At 59.8% G+C, this 17,916-nt stretch carries 12 protein-coding genes; 1 reads left to right on the top strand and 11 read right to left on the bottom strand.

What is annotated here, in order from left to right; all coding sequences use genetic code 11:
- Positions 1 to 103 precede the first annotated feature (103 nt).
- The gene (locus J2Z49_RS02220) at positions 104 to 445 is read left to right on the top strand and encodes a hypothetical protein (RefSeq protein ID WP_307399450.1); all 342 of its coding nucleotides are present in this window, start codon (positions 104 to 106) and stop codon (positions 443 to 445) included.
- Positions 446 to 482: 37 nt separating this feature from the next.
- Here J2Z49_RS02220 and J2Z49_RS02215 read toward each other — a convergent pair whose 3' ends face one another.
- From J2Z49_RS02215 to cooS, 11 genes are all read right to left on the bottom strand, one after another.
- The gene (locus J2Z49_RS02215) at positions 483 to 818 is read right to left on the bottom strand and encodes a hypothetical protein (RefSeq protein WP_307399448.1); all 336 of its coding nucleotides are present in this window, start codon (positions 816 to 818) and stop codon (positions 483 to 485) included.
- Positions 819 to 843: 25 nt separating this feature from the next.
- Entirely contained in the window at positions 844 to 2,034 is a 1,191-nt protein-coding gene (dinB, locus tag J2Z49_RS02210) for a DNA polymerase IV (RefSeq protein ID WP_307399446.1), read from the bottom strand.
- 118 nt (positions 2,035 to 2,152) lie between these two features.
- A complete protein-coding gene (locus J2Z49_RS02205; RefSeq protein WP_307399444.1) occupies positions 2,153 to 3,004 on the bottom strand; it encodes a CoB--CoM heterodisulfide reductase iron-sulfur subunit B family protein in 852 nt (283 codons plus the stop codon).
- Positions 3,005 to 3,060: 56 nt separating this feature from the next.
- The gene (locus tag J2Z49_RS02200) at positions 3,061 to 3,630 is read right to left on the bottom strand and encodes a 4Fe-4S dicluster domain-containing protein (protein ID WP_307399442.1); all 570 of its coding nucleotides are present in this window, start codon (positions 3,628 to 3,630) and stop codon (positions 3,061 to 3,063) included.
- Positions 3,631 to 3,671: 41 nt separating this feature from the next.
- Positions 3,672 to 4,799 (bottom strand): formate dehydrogenase, encoded by a 1,128-nt coding sequence (locus J2Z49_RS02195; RefSeq protein ID WP_307399440.1) that lies wholly within the window; start codon positions 4,797 to 4,799, stop codon positions 3,672 to 3,674.
- Between the two features lie 37 nt (positions 4,800 to 4,836).
- Entirely contained in the window at positions 4,837 to 5,334 is a 498-nt protein-coding gene (locus tag J2Z49_RS02190) for a hydrogenase iron-sulfur subunit (RefSeq protein WP_013821346.1), read from the bottom strand.
- Between the two features lie 94 nt (positions 5,335 to 5,428).
- Complete coding sequence (locus J2Z49_RS02185) at positions 5,429 to 8,443, bottom strand: CoB--CoM heterodisulfide reductase iron-sulfur subunit A family protein (RefSeq protein ID WP_307399437.1); 3,015 nt, start codon at positions 8,441 to 8,443, stop codon at positions 5,429 to 5,431.
- A gap of 44 nt (positions 8,444 to 8,487) precedes the next feature.
- Positions 8,488 to 12,915, bottom strand: a complete 4,428-nt coding sequence (locus J2Z49_RS02180) for an NAD(P)-binding protein (protein WP_307399435.1) — start codon at positions 12,913 to 12,915, stop codon at positions 8,488 to 8,490.
- Between the two features lie 473 nt (positions 12,916 to 13,388).
- Entirely contained in the window at positions 13,389 to 14,780 is a 1,392-nt protein-coding gene (locus J2Z49_RS02175) for a (Fe-S)-binding protein (protein WP_307399433.1), read from the bottom strand.
- Entirely contained in the window at positions 14,780 to 15,442 is a 663-nt protein-coding gene (locus J2Z49_RS02170) for a respiratory nitrate reductase subunit gamma (protein WP_307399432.1), read from the bottom strand. Before J2Z49_RS02170 ends, J2Z49_RS02175 begins: the two co-directional genes overlap by 1 nt.
- Before the next feature lie 486 nt (positions 15,443 to 15,928).
- Positions 15,929 to 17,893 (bottom strand): anaerobic carbon-monoxide dehydrogenase catalytic subunit, encoded by a 1,965-nt coding sequence (gene cooS, locus J2Z49_RS02165; RefSeq protein ID WP_307399430.1) that lies wholly within the window; start codon positions 17,891 to 17,893, stop codon positions 15,929 to 15,931.
- Positions 17,894 to 17,916 lie beyond the last annotated feature (23 nt).

Raw genomic sequence — 17,916 nt, 5'->3', positions numbered from 1 at the left:
AGGGGCTGTCCCCTGAAATAAGTTAACAGCCCGGTACCTTTTTATTGGCTTATTTGGTCATCCCTGACAATGTTAATATGGTAATTACGGGAGATGAAAGGTTATGGTGAACTACCGGGTTACGGTAATCCTGAAGCTTTGGGAAAGAAACTGGCTGACCGGGGAAGTCCCGCCCCTGGAGAAAATCCGGGGCGCGGGCATGGTCCGGCCGGAAGACGTGCGCCGGCTGGGTGATTTTCTGAAAGAAAGGATGGAACGGGTGGCTTCCATGATCGAGCTGTTGCAGGAAAGGGGCTTTTGCTGCCGGGGCACCCGGAAGGCCGTTATCCTGGAAGGCAGCGACCTGGAGGCGTATCAGGTAAAAGAGTTGCTGCAGGAGCACGGGTTTGAACCGTATGAGTATGAGATAAAGCTCGAATACACACGGCAGTGGGGGATAATGTAGGCGGAACGGGCGGGAAAGGTTTATGAATACCGCCGGCTCAATCCTGCTTACCGGTTTGCCCCGCTCCCACTCGACCGGGTGAGCTGCGGGGCCGGAACAAGCCGCAGGCCGGGCTATCCGGATCGCCACAGGCCAGCACGGCCTGCAATCCCTCCCGGCCGGCCATTTTTAAAATATCCAGGGCGTGGATTTTAAGGGGCACGCGCCTTTCCAGGGTACCGTAGCGAGGGATACCGGCTACGCAGCCGGGACGGCTTTCCCACCGGCCCTGGATTTCCACCAGGAAGCAACAATCCCGGCAGGTATGCACGGCTTTCTCCCGCATTTCCGGCAGAATAATGCGATGGCCCTCCCACAGCTTGTTATCTTCCATAGTTGCACCCCCATTTCCCAAACCATTACCTGGCACCGGCATAAAAGACCCCCGCCCGGGTGAGGGACACGGCCCGGAAAATAGCCTTTTCCCCGTACCGTTTTGTAATGGCATCGCAAGCCTGTTCCGCCCTTTGCCGTCTTTCCCTTTCGCCGAAGAGGGTCAACTGTTCCGGCATGCGGGCCGTTAAGCCGCTCAGGGTAAGCCCCACCAGGCGCACCGGCCAGTGCGGGGACCAGTGCTGTTCCAGCAAATCCGCCGCGGCCCGGTAAATATCCCCGGCCAGGCTGGTGTGGAAAGGCAGGGATTTCCGGCGGGACAGCCAGTTAAAGCGGGTGTCTTTGAGGGACAGCACCACCGTTCTGCCGGCATATTCTCCCGCCCGGGCCCGCCGGGCCACCCGGTCGGCCAGCTCCCACAGCACCACCTTAATCTCCTCGCCCCGGTAATCCCGGGGAAGGGTGATTTGCTGCCCGATGCTCTTCACCTGCTTTAAACTGCCGGGATCCACCGGGCTGTGGTCGATACCCCGGGCGCAGAACCACAGGGCTTCTCCGTAGGCCCCAAATCGCCTTTTAAGGACGTCCACCGGGAAGTTGGCCAGGTCGCCAATGGTATGGATGTTCAACTTTCTCAGGTGCTCCTCGTAACGGGGGCCCACGCCGAAAAGTTCCCGCACCGGCAGGGGCCACAGGCGCCGGGGTACATCCTCGAAAGTGAGCTGGGTGAGGCCGTCGGGCTTTTGCAGTTCCGCCGCCATTTTGGCCAGTAGCTTGTTGGGGCCAATCCCCACGCTGCAGGTGATGCCCACTTCCTGGCGAATGCGCGCTTTCAGCCGGCGGGCGATTTCCACCGGGGAACCCAGGAGCTTGTGGCAGCCGGTAACGTCTAAAAAGGCTTCGTCAATGGAAAAAGGCTCCACCAGGGGGGTGAAGTCGTGCAGGATGCGCAGGATACGGGCGGAAAAGCGAACGTAGAGGTCGTGCTGCGGCTTGATGAAGATGCCTTCGGGGCAGGCCAGGCGGGCCTCGGCCACCGTCAGGCCGGTCTTAACCCCTTTGGCCCTGGCCTCGTAGCTGGCGGCCAGGACCACGCCGTGGCGCCTGGCCGGATCCCCGGCGACAATCACCGGCTTGCCCCGCAGGCCCGGATCCAGGGCCTGGTGGACGCTGGCAAAAAAGGCGTTCATGTCAACCAGCAAAATGACCCGGGACATAATAAAACCTCCTGCCCTGAACAAGTGTTCTGATCCCATTTTAGCCAGAACACTTGTTCTCTGGCAAGAGGTAAATTTTTCCGGGACGGCAACCGCCGTCCCGGGTCCTTCACGCGGGCTACCCCACCAGGGAAAACCGCTGCAACAAAGGGAAGGGATCGACCAGGTGTTTTTTCAACCAGCCGGGCGCCTCCCCCAACCCGAAAGCCAGGCCCATTAATTCGGTAAAGTAAAACACGGGAATGTCCTCTTGAGCCGGGCGGCGCATCTCCAGGTTGTTCTGGCACAACGGACAGGCGCTGACCAGGGCGTCGGCCCCGGCTTCCCGGGCGGCGGACAAAAGCCGGGCAACCAGTTGCTCCACCACCTCCGGCCGGGTCAGGGAAAGCCCGGCCCCACAACAGGTGGTTTTATAACACCAGGAAACCGGCTCCGCCCCCAGGGCGGCAGCCAGCTCATCCAGGGAGGTGGGATCCTCGGCCCGGTCAAAGGGACGCACTTCCGGAGGGCGCACCAGCAGGCACCCGTAGTAGCAGGCCAGCTTTAGACCGGTCAGGGGCCGCCGTACCGTTTGGGCAACCCTTTCCATGCCCACCTGTACCCTGACCACTTCCAGAAAGGAATAAATCTGGATTTCACCGGTGTAGGAAAAACCAGCCAGCATTTCTCCCCGCGCCCTTTCCCCGGGGTCATGCCTCATCTGGTGGTCGGCTTTGGACAGGCAGGTGTAACAGGCCGAGCAGGGCACCACCAGGTCGCGCCCCTGCTCCTGGGCCAGGGCGATATTGTGGGCCGCCAGTCCCAGGGCCAGGTCTTTGTTCACCGCGTGGGCCGAGGAAGAACCGCAGCAGGTCCAGCCGGGCAGCTCCACCAGTTCCACCCCCAGGGCCCCGGCCACCGCCCGGGTGGAAAGGTTGTATTCCACCCCGGTAGCCTCCAGGGAACAGCCGGGGTAGTAGCTGTATTGCATGATGATGCACCTCTTCCACCTAAATGCTCAGTCTTAAGGCACGGCGTTGTCCCCGCTTACTCCTGCCCGCCGGCCCGTTCAAAAATCCGGCGCACCGCCGGGTCTTTTTTCAGCCGCGGCACCAGGGGCAGCTTGCCCCGCCGGAAGAGCTGCCAGCCCAGCTTCATGTCCGCAAAAAGGTTGCCGGTTTTCAACTTGTACTTCAGCATCAACATGGTTTCGTGCACCCGGCCGGCAGCCCGGATTTCGCTTAGAAACAGGTTATGAAACAGGGGGCCGGTCTCACCGGCCGGAGCAATGCCGCGGGCAGCAGCCATTTGTTTTAATGTGTCCATTACCTCTGCAATACGGATGCCGTTGGGACAGCGCAGGCCGCAGGTTTCACAGGAAGTACACAGCCAGATGGTCCTGCTCCCCAACACCGCGTCCCGGGCCCCGTATTGAACCAGGCGCATAATTTCATTGGGCGTATAGTCACCTTCCTGGGTGGGGTAACAGCCGGAGGCGCATTTCTGGCACTGAAAGCAGAGCTCCAGGGGCTGGCCGCTTAAGCGGGCCACCTCTTCCCGGAACGCCGCATCCACTGTTATTGCCCCTGCCGGAAGGTGGAGAGTGGCCGTGGCCATGAAAACTCACCTCACATCACTCACATCACCGCCGCCCGGCGTTACCGGGGCTCCAGTTCGTGCTCCTTGTAAGTGGTCAGGGGAGGCGGCTCATCCACGCTGGCACCGGGCACATAGGAGAAGAGGTCCTGCAGCTTTTGCCCGATGGTGCGGAAAAGAAGGGTCAGGGGTATCCTGCTGGGACAGCCGCTCTCACAATGGCCGCAACCCACGCAACTGACCCCCATGTGATGCATGCGCGTCAGGTGATACAGCAGCGTGTCGGTGGGCAGCTCCAGCGCACCCCGGGCCGCCGCCCAGTGCAGGTACCTGGACGGCTCGTGTTCAAACAGGTTGCTGTCAAAAACACACTCCCGGCAGACACAAATGGGACAAACCTCCCGGCAGTTATGGCAGCCCAGGCAGGGGGCCAGTTCATCCAGCAGCCGGTTGACGTCCGCAACCCGGGAGGCAAAATCCCGGCACATTTCCTGCGCCAGCTCCCGGCGCTCTTTTTGCAGGGATTCCACCAGGGACTGCCTGGCCGCCGGCAATTCCCCGGGCACTAAAATGCCGCCGTCAAAGAGAGCGTCCAGGTTAAGCCGTTCATCGTCGCAGGCAATGTAGAGCTCCCGGCGAACATCACAGCCCACCCAGTGCAGGGATAAATGGGCACCTGACGGAGATATGGCCTCGCAGATGGCACAGGCCGTTCTGATCCTCGTCCCGTTCAAGGCCGCCTTGCCGGAGCCGGCCGCCTGCGCCAGCCAGGCGTCGGTATCCAGGCCCGCCTCCGTAAGCTGGTAATAATCGGCCGGCTCAAAGGTGCCCAGGCAGTCCGTACCGATGATCAGCACCTGCTCCAGGGTAATCTGCTGGAATTTAGCCATTTCCACCAGCGCCCGGATTTCACAGGGACGCAAAACCGCCCCCACTTTCACCCCGGGATCCCGGGAAGTCAGCCTGCTTACAGCCCGGGCAGCATTGATAATGGCCACGGGGGCAAAGGGGTTCGCGCCGGACAGCCCATCCCCGGATACGGCCAGGGCGGGCACCACCATGCGCCGGGAAGGCACTTCCCTGGGAACGATCAGGGCATCCACCACCTGCCGGTCCAGCAGGGCCTGGAAAAAGTTTGCCGCGGCCTGCCGGGGGGAACCGGATTCAACTTTAAGCAAAGCCGTTTTCATAAGCCATCACCTTTTTGCAAGCGACCCATTAACCCCTTCAAATATCCCAGCGACGGCGCAGGGGGTTGGGCCCCAGTTTTTTCAACTCGTTAACCATTTCCTGGACTGTTTCGGCAAACCGCTTGCCCTCGGAAGCGCTGATGAAACGGAACCACACCCGCTCTTCTCCGATGCCAAACTGTTTCAGGATGGCCCTTAAGGCCGCAAGGCGGCGCCGGGCTTTGTAATTGCCACTACCATAGTGGCAATCTCCCGGGTGTCACCCGCCCACCAGCACGCCGTCGGCCCCGTCCATCAGGGGGCGCAGGATATACAGGGGATCTACCGAACCGGTGCACATAACCCTTACCAGGCGGATGTTGGGCGGGTACTGGATGCGGGAGGTCCCCGCCAGGTCGGCACCAGCGTAGGAGCACCAGTTACACACCAGGCCGACAATTTTAGGCTCGAAGGAAGCCACCACTTTCAGGTCGGGTTCCTGCCGCTCTTGCGAAACCGGGTCCGCTAACGGCGGTTGCGAAAGCATCACGCTCATGGGAAAACCTCCTCAGTTGAATACTTAACGGTGCACGGACTTGGTGCGCCGGTCTTTTGGTAACGGCCTTCGGAAGACCAATTCTCGTGCGTTGTTACACTGCTTCCAGGGCCGCGCTGACCATGGCCAGCAACTGTCCCTTTTCGTAACCCTTCTGCTGGGAAGCGCCGTTGGGACAGGCGGCCACGCAGGCCCCGCACCCCTGGCACAGGGCCTCGTTTACGTCGGCCACTCGCCGCAAGGGGTCTATGCTCCGGGCCTGGTAGTCGCATACCTGTACGCAAACCCCGCAGGCTACGCAGCGCCGCGGGTTGACGGTGGCGGTGATGGCCACGTTGGCCAGGCGGTCCCTGGCCAGCAGCGTCACCGCCCGCATGGCCGCCGCATTGGCCTGGGTGATGCTTTCCCCCACCAGCTTGGGCGAGTGGGCCAGGCCGCACAGGTACAACCCTTCCGCCGCAAAGTCCACCGGCCGCAGCTTCATGTGCGCTTCCAAAAAGAACCCGTCGCTGTTCAGGGGTACCTTGAACAACTGGCTCAGCCTGCCGTTGTCCTCCCCGGGCACCACGCCCGTACTCAAGACCAGCACGTCCGGCTCGATGGCCAGTTCCACCCCCAGAATATGGTCCACTGCCCTCACCACCAGACCCTCGCCCGCCGCTTCCACTCCCGGCTTTTTCCCCAGGTCGTAGCGGATGAAGATAATCCCCTTCTGCCGCGCCTGCGTGTAATATTGCTCGTTTAACCCGTACACCCGGATGTCCCGGTAGAGAATGTAGATGTTCGCCTGCGGGTTCAGCTCCTTCAGCTTCAGGGCGTTCTTGAGGGCATGGCTGCAGCATACCCGGCTGCAGTAGGGCCGCTCCTCGTCCCGCGATCCCACGCACTGGATCATGACCACCGTGTTGAGGTCCTGCACTTCCCCCCGGTGGATGCTCTCCTCCAGGTCCCGCTGGGTCATCACCCGGGGATGCTGCCCTAAAAGGTATTCCTGCGGCCGGGCTTCCCTGGCCCCCGTGGCCAGAACCACCGCCCCGTGGCTTATTTCCAGTTCCTTTTCCGGTGTTTTGATGCGGCTGTGGTAGTTGCCCGGGTAGCCCCCGGCTTCCACCACCTGGCTCCCGGTAAACACCTGGATCAACGGATGGTTGAGCACTTTATCAATGAGTTCGTTCAAGTACTGCCGGGGATCCGAACCCTGCAGGGTGTAGTAGAGGTACCTGGCGTTCCCGCCCAGCTCACGTTCCTTTTCCACCAGGCTCACTTGAAAGCCCTGTTCCGCCAGGGAGAGGGCCGCCGTCATGCCCGCCACTCCCCCGCCCACCACCAGGGCACCCTTGTTGATCCCGGTGTAGGTCTGGGTGATGGGGGTGAGCAGGCGCACTTTTGCTACAGCCATGCGCACCAGGTCCCTGGCCTTTTCCGTGGCTTCTTCCGGCCGGTCCCGGTGCACCCAGGAGGAGTGCTCCCGGATGTTCACGTGTTCATACAGGTAGGGGTTCAGCCCCGCTTCCCTCAAAACGTTCTGGAACAGCGGCGCGTGGGTCCGCGGCGTGCACGACGCCACCACCACCCGGTTGAGCTTGCGGTTGACAATGGTCCTGCGGATCTTCTCCAGGCTGTCCTGGGCGCAGGCAAAGAGAAACTCCTGGGCGTGCACCACCCACGGCAGGTGTTTGGCGTATTCCACCACCTCGGGCACCCGTACCACGCTGCCGATGTTGATGCCGCAGTGGCAGACAAACACCCCCACCCGGGGCGGCTCTTTATGTACCGGCCTTTCCGGGGGGTACTCCTTGACCCGGGTCTCACTGCCCCGGGCGGCGCTCAACAACCGGGAAACGCAGCCCGCCGCGGCACTGGCCTCGGTCACCGTCTCCGGGATGTCCTTGGGGCCGGCAAAGACGCCGCCGGCAAAGATCCCCGGCCTGGAGGTAGCCACCGGGTTGAACGGATCGTTCCGGCAGAAACCGAACCGGTCCAGCTCCACCCCCAGGACGTCGGCCAGTTCCCGGGCTCCCCGGGCGGGGCGCATGCCCACCGACAGCACCACCATGTCGAACTCTTCCTCCCGGAAAATGCCTTCCGGGGTGCGGTAGCGCAGCAGCAGGTTCCTGGTGCCGGGCACTTCCTTCACTTCGGATACCACACAGCGGACGTAGCGTACACCCAGCTCGTCTTTTGCCCGCCGGTAGTACTGTTCAAAGCCCTTGCCGTAGGCCCGCATATCCATGTAAAAGATGGTTGTTTCCAGGCCGGGGGTGTGTTCCCTGGCGACGATGGCCTCCTTGGTTGCGTACATGCAGCACACCGCCGAGCAGTAATCGATCCCGGAGCGGGGTTCCCGGGAGCCCACGCACTGCAGCCAGGCGATGCGCCGGGGCTCTTTGCCGTCGGAAGGCCGCACCAGATGGCCTTCATATGGCCCCGAAGCGCTCAAGATCCGCTCAAACTGCAGGCTGGTAACCACGTTGGGGAAGCGCCCGTAACCGAGCTCCGGCCGGGCAGCCGCATCGAACAGCTCAAAGCCGGGGGAAAGGATCACCGCCCCCGCCCGGATCTGCAATTCTTCCCCGCGCATATTGTGGTCAATGGCCTTGCGGGCGCATTTCTCCACGCATGCGCCGCACTGCAGGCAGGCGTCGGGATCCACCACATAGGCGTTGGGAAAAGCCTGGGCATAGGGTTTGTAGATGGCCTTGCGCACACCCAGGCCCTGGTTGAAGTCGTCGGCCGCCTCCCGGGGGCAGACCTGCTCGCAGCGGCCGCAGCTGACACAGCGGGTTAAATCCACAAAGCGGGGGTGCTTGTGGACGGTAACGGTAAAGTCGCCCGGCTCGCCTCTCAAACCGCTAACCTCGGCCAGGGTGAGCACTTCGATATTGTGATGTCCCCCAAGGTCGGCCACTTTGGGGGAAAGGATGCACATTGAGCAATCGTTGGTGGGGAATGTTTTATCCAGCATGGACATGTGGCCGGCAATGGCGGGGCCCCGCTCCACCACGTAGACTTTAAACCCCGCCTCGGCCAGGTCCAGGGCCGACTGCATGCCGCTGATCCCGGCGCCCACAACCACCACGGAGCCTCTTGGCTGGCTGTTTGTTGCCACGGTAGCTGCCTCCTTGTAAAAAGCATCGCCATTACTGATCAAACCTACACCGCTTCCAGGGCCGCACTGACCATGGCCAGCAACTGTCCCTTTTCGTAACCCTTCTGCTGGGAAGCACCGTTGGGACAGGCGGCCACGCAGGCCCCGCACCCCTGGCACAGGGCCTCGTTTACGTCGGCCACTCGCCGCAAGGGGTCTATGCTCCGGGCCTGGTAGTCGCATACCTTAACGCACATGCCGCAGCCCACGCAGAGTTCCTCCTCCACCGTGGCGGTGATGGCCACGTTGGCCAGGCGGTCCCTGGCCAGCAGCGTCACCGCCCGCATGGCCGCCGCATTGGCCTGGGTGATGCTTTCCCCCACCAGCTTGGGCGAGTGGGCCAGGCCGCACAGGTACAACCCTTCCGCCGCAAAGTCCACCGGCCGCAGCTTCATGTGCGCTTCCAAAAAGAACCCGTCGCTGTTCAGGGGTACCTTGAACAACTGGCTCAGCCTGCCGTTGTCCTCCCCGGGCACCACGCCCGTACTCAAGACCAGCACGTCCGGCTCGATGGCCAGTTCCACCCCCAGAATATGGTCCACTGCCCTCACCACCAGACCCTCGCCCGCCGCTTCCACTTCCGGCTTTTTCCCCAGGTCGTAGCGGATGAAGATAATCCCCTTCTGCCGCGCCTGCGTGTAATATTGCTCGTTTAACCCGTACACCCGGATGTCCCGGTAGAGAATGTAGATGTTCGCCTGCGGGTTCAGCTCCTTTAGCTTCAGGGCGTTCTTGAGGGCATGGCTGCAGCATACCCGGCTGCAGTAGGGCCGCTCCTCGTCCCGCGATCCCACGCACTGGATCATGACCACCGTATTGAGGTCCTGCACTTCCCCCCGGTGGATGCTCTCCTCCAGGTCCCGCTGGGTCATCACCCGGGGATGCTGCCCTAAAAGGTATTCCTGCGGCCGGGCTTCCCTGGCCCCCGTGGCCAGAACCACCGCCCCGTGGCTTATTTCCAGTTCCTTTTCCGGCGTTTTGATGCGGCTGTGGTAGTTGCCCGGGTAGCCCCCGGCTTCCACCACCTGGCTCCCGGTAAACACCTGGATCAACGGGTGGTTGAGCACTTTATCAATGAGTTCGTTCAAGTACTGCCGGGGATCCGAACCCTGCAGGGTGTAGTAGAGGTACCTGGCGTTCCCGCCCAGCTCACGTTCCTTTTCCACCAGGCTCACTTGAAAGCCCTGTTCCGCCAGGGAGAGGGCCGCCGTCATGCCCGCCACTCCCCCGCCCACCACCAGGGCGCCCTTGTTGATCCCGGTGTAGGTCTGGGTGATGGGGGTGAGCAGGCGCACCTTTGCTACAGCCATGCGCACCAGGTCCCTGGCCTTTTCCGTGGCTTCTTCCGGCCGGTCCCGGTGCACCCAGGAGGAGTGCTCCCGGATGTTCACGTGCTCATACAGGTAGGGGTTCAGCCCCGCTTCCCTCAAAACGTTCTGGAACAGCGGCGCGTGGGTCCGCGGCGTGCACGACGCCACCACCACCCGGTTCAAACGGTGCTCATGAATGCACTTTTTAATTTCCTCTACGCTATCCTGGGAGCAGGTGAAGAGGAATTCCCTCGCGTAGACTACACCGGGCAGGCGTTTGGCGTACTCCACCACCTCGGGCACCCGTACCACGCTGCCGATGTTGATGCCGCAGTGGCAGACAAACACTCCCACCCGGGGCGGCTGTTTATGCACCGGCCTTTCCGGGGGGTACTCCTTGACCCGGGTCTCACTGCCCCGGGCGGCGCTCAACAACCGGGAAACGTAGCCCGCCGCGGCGCTGGCCTCGGTCACCGTCTCCGGAATGTCCTTGGGGCCGGCAAAAACGCCGCCGGCAAAGATCCCCGGCACCGATGTTACCCCCGGGCTGAATTCATTAAAGCGGCAGAATCCCGCTGGATCAGTTTCTATTCCCAGCCGGGAGGCCAGCTCCCTGGCCTTTTCCCCGGCCGTAAAGCCCACGGAAAGGACCACCAGGTCGAATTCTTCCTCCTGCACCTGGCCGCCGGGCAAAACGTAGCGGATGCGCAGATTTCCATTGTCCGCCTCTTCCACGTTATAGATGCGGCTGCGCACAAAACGCACGCCGTGTTCTTCTTCCGCCCGGCGGTAGTAGCGTTCAAAGTCCTTGCCGTAGGTACGCATATCCATGAAGAAGATGGTGGTCTCCAGGGACCCGTGGCTGTGCTCCTTGGCAATTACCGCCTCCTTGATGGCGTACATGCAGCAGACCGAGGAACAGTAGTCGTGCCCCAGGCGCAGGTTCCGGGACCCCACGCACTGGATCCAGGCAATACGCCGGGGCTCTTTTCCGTCGGAGGGGCGCACTAGATGGCCCTGGTAGGGTCCGGAAGCGCTTAAAATGCGCTCGAACTGGATGCTGGTGACCACGTTGGGGTAGCGTCCATAGCCGTAGTAGGCCAGCCCTGCGGGGTCAAAAACCTCCCCGCCGGGGCTCAAGATCACCGCCCCTACATTTACTTCCAGTTCCTCATCCTGCATTTCGTGATCGATGGCTTTGGCCAGGCAAACCCGCACACACTCCTGGCACTCGGAACAGACGGCGCAGTTCAGGCAGCGCTCTGCCTCTTTTTTCGCTTCTTCGGCGGTATAGGTCTTTGCTTCCTCCACAAATCCCTTAACTCGCTCCCGCGGGTCCAGGTGAATCACGGGGCGGGGCTCACAGCGGGGTATTTCATGGGGTGCCTGGCGCAAAGGGGCAATTTTTTCTTCCGGCACCCGGAACTGGCGCCCCTCTTTCAAATCCTGCCCGGAAAGATAGCGGTGGATGGATTCGGCAGCTACCTTGCCGGCGGCAATGGCATCGATCACCGTTTTCGGCCCGGTGACACAGTCTCCCCCGGCAAACACTCCGGGGACACCGGTAGCCAGGGTATCGGGATCGGCAGGAATGGTGTTGCCTGCCGGGATGCTGCCATTTAAGCAGGAGAGATCCGGCTGTTGCCCTGTGGCCAGGATGACCATATCCACGTCCAGGGTAAACTCGCTGCCCTCCACGGGCACCGGGCGGGGACGACCGCCGTCCCGGGCATGTTCCAGCCGGTTTTTCACGCATTCTATCCTGACCAGCCTGCCCTCTTCGCCGGTGAAACGCACGGGGCTGGTCAACATGATAAACTGGATGCCTTCTTCCTTAGCCGCGGCTATTTCCTCGGGGAGGGCGGTAATTTCCGCCTCGGAACGGCGGTAAACTATATAGACCTCCCCCGCACCAAGCCGCACGGCTGTACGGGCACAGTCCATGGCCGTGTTGCCCCCGCCGATTACGGCCACCCGCCGCCCGACGGTCACCGGCTCGCCCAGGGCCACCCGGCGCAGGAAAGATATCCCCTGCTCCACCCCCGGCAGGTCCTCCCCGGGCACCCCCGGTGTACTGCTCCTGTGGGCTCCCACGGCGAGAAAAACGGCTTCGTAATCCTGCCGCAGGCTTTCCAGGGTGATGTCCCTCCCCAACCGGGTATTGAATTTAAATTCCACCCCCAGCCGGGAAAGCAGATCCACCTCCAGGTCAACCCACTTCTTCGGCAGGCGGTACTCGGGGATGCCCACCCGCATCATACCCCCGGCCATGGGCAGCGCCTCAAAAACAGTCACGCCGTAACCTTTCTTGACCAGGTGATAGGCGGCCGAAAGACCGGCCGGACCGGCGCCCACCACGGCCACCTTTTTGCCCCGGGGCTCTTCCACCCCGGGCAGGGGGAGGGCATCAAGGTCCTGATAGGCCCGGTCGGCGGCAAAGCGCTTCAAGGCCCTGATATTTACCGCCCCGTCCACGCCTGCCCGGTGGCAGGCGGACTGGCAGGGATGGGTGCAAACCCGACCGCAAATGGCCGGGAAGGGATTGTCGCGGTAAATGGTCTGCCACGCCTCGGTATACTTCCCGGCTTTAATCAACTGCACGTACCCCTGCACGTTAACCCCGGCGGGGCAGGCCGCGCGGCAGGGAGAAATACCCCGTTTGTCGATGGCGTAGGCGCCGGGCGTAGCCTGGGGAAAAAGTTTATAAATGGCCTTGCGGCTGCCCAGGCCGGCGTCAAATTCATTGTCCACCTCCACCGGGCACACCCGGGCACATTCACCGCAGCCGGTGCATTTCGAAAGGTCCACGTAGCGGGCCTTTTGTTTTAATGTGGCACGAAAATTGCCTGCCTCTCCGTGAAGGGCCGTCAAACTGGTATTGGTGAGGATTTCAATGTTCAGGTGCCTTCCCGTATCCACCAGCCTGGGGGAAACGATGCACATGGCGCAATCGTTGGTGGGAAAGGTTTTATCCAGCCTGACCATGGTACCGCCGATGGCCGGTTTCTCATCGGCCAGGTAAACCCGAAAGCCGCTTTCGGCCAGGTCCAGGGCCGATTGCATGCCGCTGATCCCGGCGCCAACCACCAGTACAGAACCGGAAACTCCGTTATTTTGCTTCACCGGACCACACCCGCCTTGACCTGGATTAGCTCTTTTAAGTGGTAGTGAAAAACTAACGATAAGATTTACTTATGTCTTCAAAATTTTTAGTGATATTTTCGCCATCACTAATTGGTAATCCCATTATAACAGAGGGGGGAGAGGTTTTCAACTATATTCCGCTAAATTTTCGCTGATATTAATTATCATATGTACATTTTAGAAATTGGAAGCCTCCAGGGTTAGGCGGCACATCCCACAATTCCCTTCTCATCACGGCGCTCAAATATCACCAAAAAAACCGGCGTGCTGCAACCGCACACCGGTTCATAATTAGCAAAGGCCGGCGCACCAGCCGGCCTTAATCTATCTATTATGCTGTCCTGAAAATAACAATTGCCTGCCGTTTGCACGCGCTCGCTCCGTTCGCTTCCGTATGCAAAACGGCAGTGACGCTGAAAGCGTCATAGATGTCTACTTTACCGCTCCTGCCTTTAGCGTACCAGGGCGTTGGCCAGCAATTCGCTGACGCCGGCATAACGCATGGGCAGCTTGTGGTAATTGATGATCTCCCGGAACTGCGCCTTGCAGTTGGAACAGGCGCAGGCAACGACTTTGGCCCCCGTGGCCTTAAGCTGCTCTGCCTTGAGCCTGCCGTAGGTTTCCATGCGGAACTTCAGGAAACCACCCTTTTCCATGATGGCAAAGCCGCTGCCGCCGCCGCAGCACAGGCTCATTTCCCGGTTGGGCGTCATCTCGCGGAAATCGGGGCAGCAGGCCTTCAAGATCCGGCGGGGCTCTTCAAACATGCCGCCCAGGCGGCCCAGCTTGCACGAATCATGGAAGGTAACCGGCTCCGGGTTTTTCTGCGGGTCAACTTTAATGCGCCCTTCCCGGATCCACTGGTCCTCCAGCTCCAGGATGCTCATTACTTCAAAGGGCCTCTCCTGGGGCGGGATCAGCCTCAGGATCAGGTACTTCAGCGCCTCGAAGGCATGCCCGCACTCCCCGACAACCAGCTTTTTAATCCCCAATTTCCGGGCGGTTTCCACATGGGCCTTGATAACGGCCGAAAATTCCACGTCGCTGTAGAACACGCCGTAGTTGACGGCGTCGTTTATCCCCGTATTCGGCGAGTTCAGGGTCCAGTCGACACCGGCCGCATGCATGACTTCAGCAGCGCCCATTACCGTCTCGGCAAAGGCCAGGTAATCACCGGCATTGTGCATGAGCAAGTACTCGGCGCCCTCTTTATCCACCGGTATTTTAATTCGATACCCCCTGGTCTCTTCGATTTCATCCTCGAGGAACTCCACCATGTCCAGGAATGCTGCCGTAGGCATTCCGGTGGCGTTGCCGGCCTGTAACTGGAGCCTGGTGCCTTTCTGCTTCAGCTCGTCCGGGGCAATGTCGATGGCGTCAAGGATCTTCCTGGCCTCCCGCACAATCACCCCGTTGTCAATGGCCACCGGGCAAACGTAAGAGCAGCGGCGGCAGATGGTGCACCGGTAAACGTTTTCCGCCAGGGCGTTGAGTTTTTCTTCCGTAAGGTCTTCCGCCCCTACCAGCCAGGGAAAGAGTTTCCCCGGCAGGGTAAAGTAACGTTTATAGATCTTCCGTAGCATGTCGGTGCGGTAAACCGGGTGGTAGATCTCCTTGCGCCCTGTAGCCTGGTAAACCGGGCAGACCTCGGCACAGGTGCCGCATTTCATGCAGGTATCCAGGGAAAGGATATAGGGCAACCAGAAGGTCCAGTTTTCCTTTTGCTGGAGCGACTTCCGCATGGCCTGCAGGAATTTTTCCACCCGGGGCTCACCCGGCTTTAACGCTTCATCCGGAAGGACACGGTAGTCATCAAATACTTTTTGCGCTGCTACAGCACACATCAGTGAAGCTCACCCCATTTAATCTTGTGGTAGGTAAAGAACTTGACCGCAAAGTGGGCCATACGGGTAAAGGGAACGTAGATCAGGAATAACTCAAGCAAAAGTAGCGGCATGAGGTAATCGGCTGCAAAGGATAACTCGGGTTTAAAGGCCGGCAAACTCAGGAAATAATACCTGACCTGGAAGTCCGTCAAAAAACCGCTAAATAAACTGCTGAAAGCCAGCAGGAAGATAAAAAGCAGGTTTAGATATTCAACCGGAACCGATATTTTGCGCACTTCGGCGTCCAAAAGACGCAGTAAAAACAGCGAGAAAGAGCCAGCAAGAACCAAAACCCCCCCGGTCATACCCACGTAAGGGGCAAACGAAAAGCCCAAAAGTAAAACAACCAGCCAACCAACGATAAAATAGAAACCCCAGTGCATCATAAGCGAAGGCAGCCAGAACTTACGGTTAAAAAGATACAGACTGCGCAGGGTAAAAACTTCGGTAAACATTTCTTTTAGCTGCTCTGGCACGGTATGAGGGTAAGGAAACAGTTCCCAGTGCAGGTGCATGGGGGCCTTAAACCAGTAGACGATCTTATACCCCAAACCCAGAACAAAGAAAGCAACAGCAACGTAGGGCATAACCCCGGTAATAAAATAATGCCCGAAATCCATAATTACCCTCCTTGGCTACGAAAATGGGATTAGCGCAGGTAATTTTAAGCACCGCTTATAGACTGAATATTCTGCTCCAAAACCTGCAAGCCACCTGCCTTTGACCAATTTATTATTTTAAGCACAAGAAAATTGTACCTATAATATTTTCTAATCACTTCAAAAATTATTTTACATGTTTTCGCTATAACTTATAGAGCAATGCCATTATAGCAAAGGAATGGGCGATTTGCAACACTTTGCAACACATTTTTGCATATAATTTGCGTTACCTCCAATATGAACGTCTTTTCAATATATTTAAAAAACATGACAAAACCAGCACCTTGCGTTATTTTTAGACATTATTTCACAAAAACATGGGGTAAAAGCAAGACTCAAGTATAATCCCTCCCCGAAGGGAGGGATTGTGTAGTTAAAACCAGGATCTTAACTGCAACGGCGACGGCATGGAAAAAAGCAGCGCAAAAACCAGTTTTCTGACCTCTAATAAGGCAATCCCAGGCCGGCCCGGCGTTCATTGATGGCTTCCAGGAGTTTTTCGGCTGCGGATTCAGGGTCCGGCTCCAAAATGAAGTAACCTCCGGTCAACCCTTTAACCTCTTCCGCAAGAATACGCTGCACCAGGGGACCCCCCGCCACCGGGAGCATAACACCCACGTGGGTGGGCAACCCCAGGGCCACGGCCCAGGCGCCTATGGAAACGGCCTTTTCGTGCATTGCCTCAGCGGCCGAGGCCACCACCGGAAGCCTGTCCAGATCCACGCCCAGGCGTACGGCCAGCGCCGCGGCCAGGGCCGCCGCCCGGGAATTGTCCACACAGGAACCCACGTGAAGCACCGGGGGCAGGGGACCACCCAACCCGTTGGCCTCACCAATGGCAGTCAGGACAGTTTTAAGGCCGCCGCCGCACAGCTCCTCGACGCTGGCCGGGTCCATAAACCCGTGGCGCATGAGGGCACCTGCACTACAGCCGCTGGCCAGCACCAGAACGTCCTGCTCCAGAAGCCTGCGGGCTGTGGTAATGAAGTTGTAATCCTGGGGAACTTTCACATTGTTGCACCCGGCGAAAAGGCAGATGCCCCGGATATTGCCGGCGGTAAGGTGATCAATCAGCGGCTTCAGCGGGTCGCCGGCATCGATCCTTCCCAGGGCATTTAAAATGGCTTCGACGGAAAAACCGGCAAACACTTTCTTTTTCACCGCCGGGATTTCCACCGGTTTACCCCGGCGGCGGGTAAAACTTTCAATGGCCAGGCGGAGAATTTGCCGGGCGCTTTCAACGGCAGTTTCTTCGGAGAATTTAACATGTGTGGCGCCCGTGATCTTCGCCATGTCCATGGTGGTGATCACCGTTGTTCCCATGCACTCAGCAACCGTGGCCACGGCGGGCTGTATACACTGGTAGTCAACCACCATGGCATCCAGCGCCCCGGTGATGATGGCCATCTCCTGGCTCACCGAGTGGGTGCAGGGGGAGATGCCGTGGCGCATCAACACTTCATTGCCGGTGCAGCAAATACCCACCACATTAATACCTTCGGCACCGGCTGCCCGGGCCTCGGCTTCCATCTCTTTGGCCACCAGTACTATTATCTCGGACAGTACGGGATTGTGCCCGTGAACGGCCACATTAACGGCACCGGCCTTAAGCACGCCGAGATTGCACTCGGTAACCACGGGGGAGGGCGTGCCAAAGAGGATGTCGGAAAGGTCGGTGGCCATGTAGCAGCCGGCCAGATCTCCAAGGGCGCAGCGCAGGCCCCCCAGGAGCAGGTTGGACGCGTCGGCGTCGCAGCCCATGGAGGTACGGTGCATGATCTCCGCTATCTCGTGGTCAATACCGGCGGGAACCAGCCCGTGCCTGGAAAAAATTTCGAAGCGGCCGGGTGGCAGAACACTGGTTATCCACACAACCGGAGTGTCCTTCTCATGAAAGTCCGCCAGGGCGGCCCGGGCCATATCCAGGGCGATTTCGTTCTCCGGGCGGCCGTCCGTGGCAATGCCCAGGCGCCCGGCTACGGAGCGCAGTTTTTCTTTGTCTTTAACCAGGTAATCAGGGGCCTTGCCTTCAGCCGCCTTCTTCAGGGTATGGGCCAGGTGTTTGGCGTGGCCGGAGTGTCCCGCCGCCCCGGCGGCAATGGCCCGGTCCAGCCCCCGGGCAACGATTACGTCGGCAGTGGCACCGCAGATGCCCACCCTGGGCTCACGGCCCGAGGGGTTGATGCGGCATGGCCCCTGCAAACAGTGGCGGCAGCACAGGCCGCTCTCACCAAACTTGCACAGGGGGCGCATGGCCTGATAACGGTCCCACACGGTCTGGATCCCTTCCCGTGCAGCCTTCTCCAGCATCTGCTGTACGGCGGGGTCGGTAGATTTTTTGCTGTGGTCGACTCCGGCACTTCCACCCTTTAGAGAATTTGTCTTAGCGTTTCCTGTTAAATCAGACATTTTAACCCCCCTTACTCTTGATT

Origin of the sequence: Desulfofundulus luciae (genome assembly GCF_030813795.1) — a bacterium.
GTDB lineage: Bacteria > Bacillota > Desulfotomaculia > Desulfotomaculales > Desulfovirgulaceae > Desulfofundulus > Desulfofundulus luciae.
The sequence above is the reverse complement of the archived record's forward strand: the minus strand, read 5'-3'. Positions and strand labels throughout refer to the sequence as shown.

Bases quoted from the DNA above. Each gene is read 5' to 3' on its own strand.
- J2Z49_RS02220 (WP_307399450.1), top strand. From the start codon at position 104: ATGGTGAACTACCGGGTTACGGTAATCCTGAAGCTTTGGGAAAGAAAC.
- J2Z49_RS02215 (WP_307399448.1), bottom strand. From the start codon at position 818: ATGGAAGATAACAAGCTGTGGGAGGGCCATCGCATTATTCTGCCGGAA.
- dinB (WP_307399446.1), bottom strand. From the start codon at position 2,034: ATGTCCCGGGTCATTTTGCTGGTTGACATGAACGCCTTTTTTGCCAGC.
- J2Z49_RS02205 (WP_307399444.1), bottom strand. From the start codon at position 3,004: ATGCAATACAGCTACTACCCCGGCTGTTCCCTGGAGGCTACCGGGGTG.
- J2Z49_RS02200 (WP_307399442.1), bottom strand. From the start codon at position 3,630: ATGGCCACGGCCACTCTCCACCTTCCGGCAGGGGCAATAACAGTGGAT.
- J2Z49_RS02195 (WP_307399440.1), bottom strand. From the start codon at position 4,799: ATGAAAACGGCTTTGCTTAAAGTTGAATCCGGTTCCCCCCGGCAGGCC.
- J2Z49_RS02175 (WP_307399433.1), bottom strand. From the start codon at position 14,780: ATGTGTGCTGTAGCAGCGCAAAAAGTATTTGATGACTACCGTGTCCTT.
- J2Z49_RS02170 (WP_307399432.1), bottom strand. From the start codon at position 15,442: ATGGATTTCGGGCATTATTTTATTACCGGGGTTATGCCCTACGTTGCT.
- cooS (WP_307399430.1), bottom strand. From the start codon at position 17,893: ATGTCTGATTTAACAGGAAACGCTAAGACAAATTCTCTAAAGGGTGGA.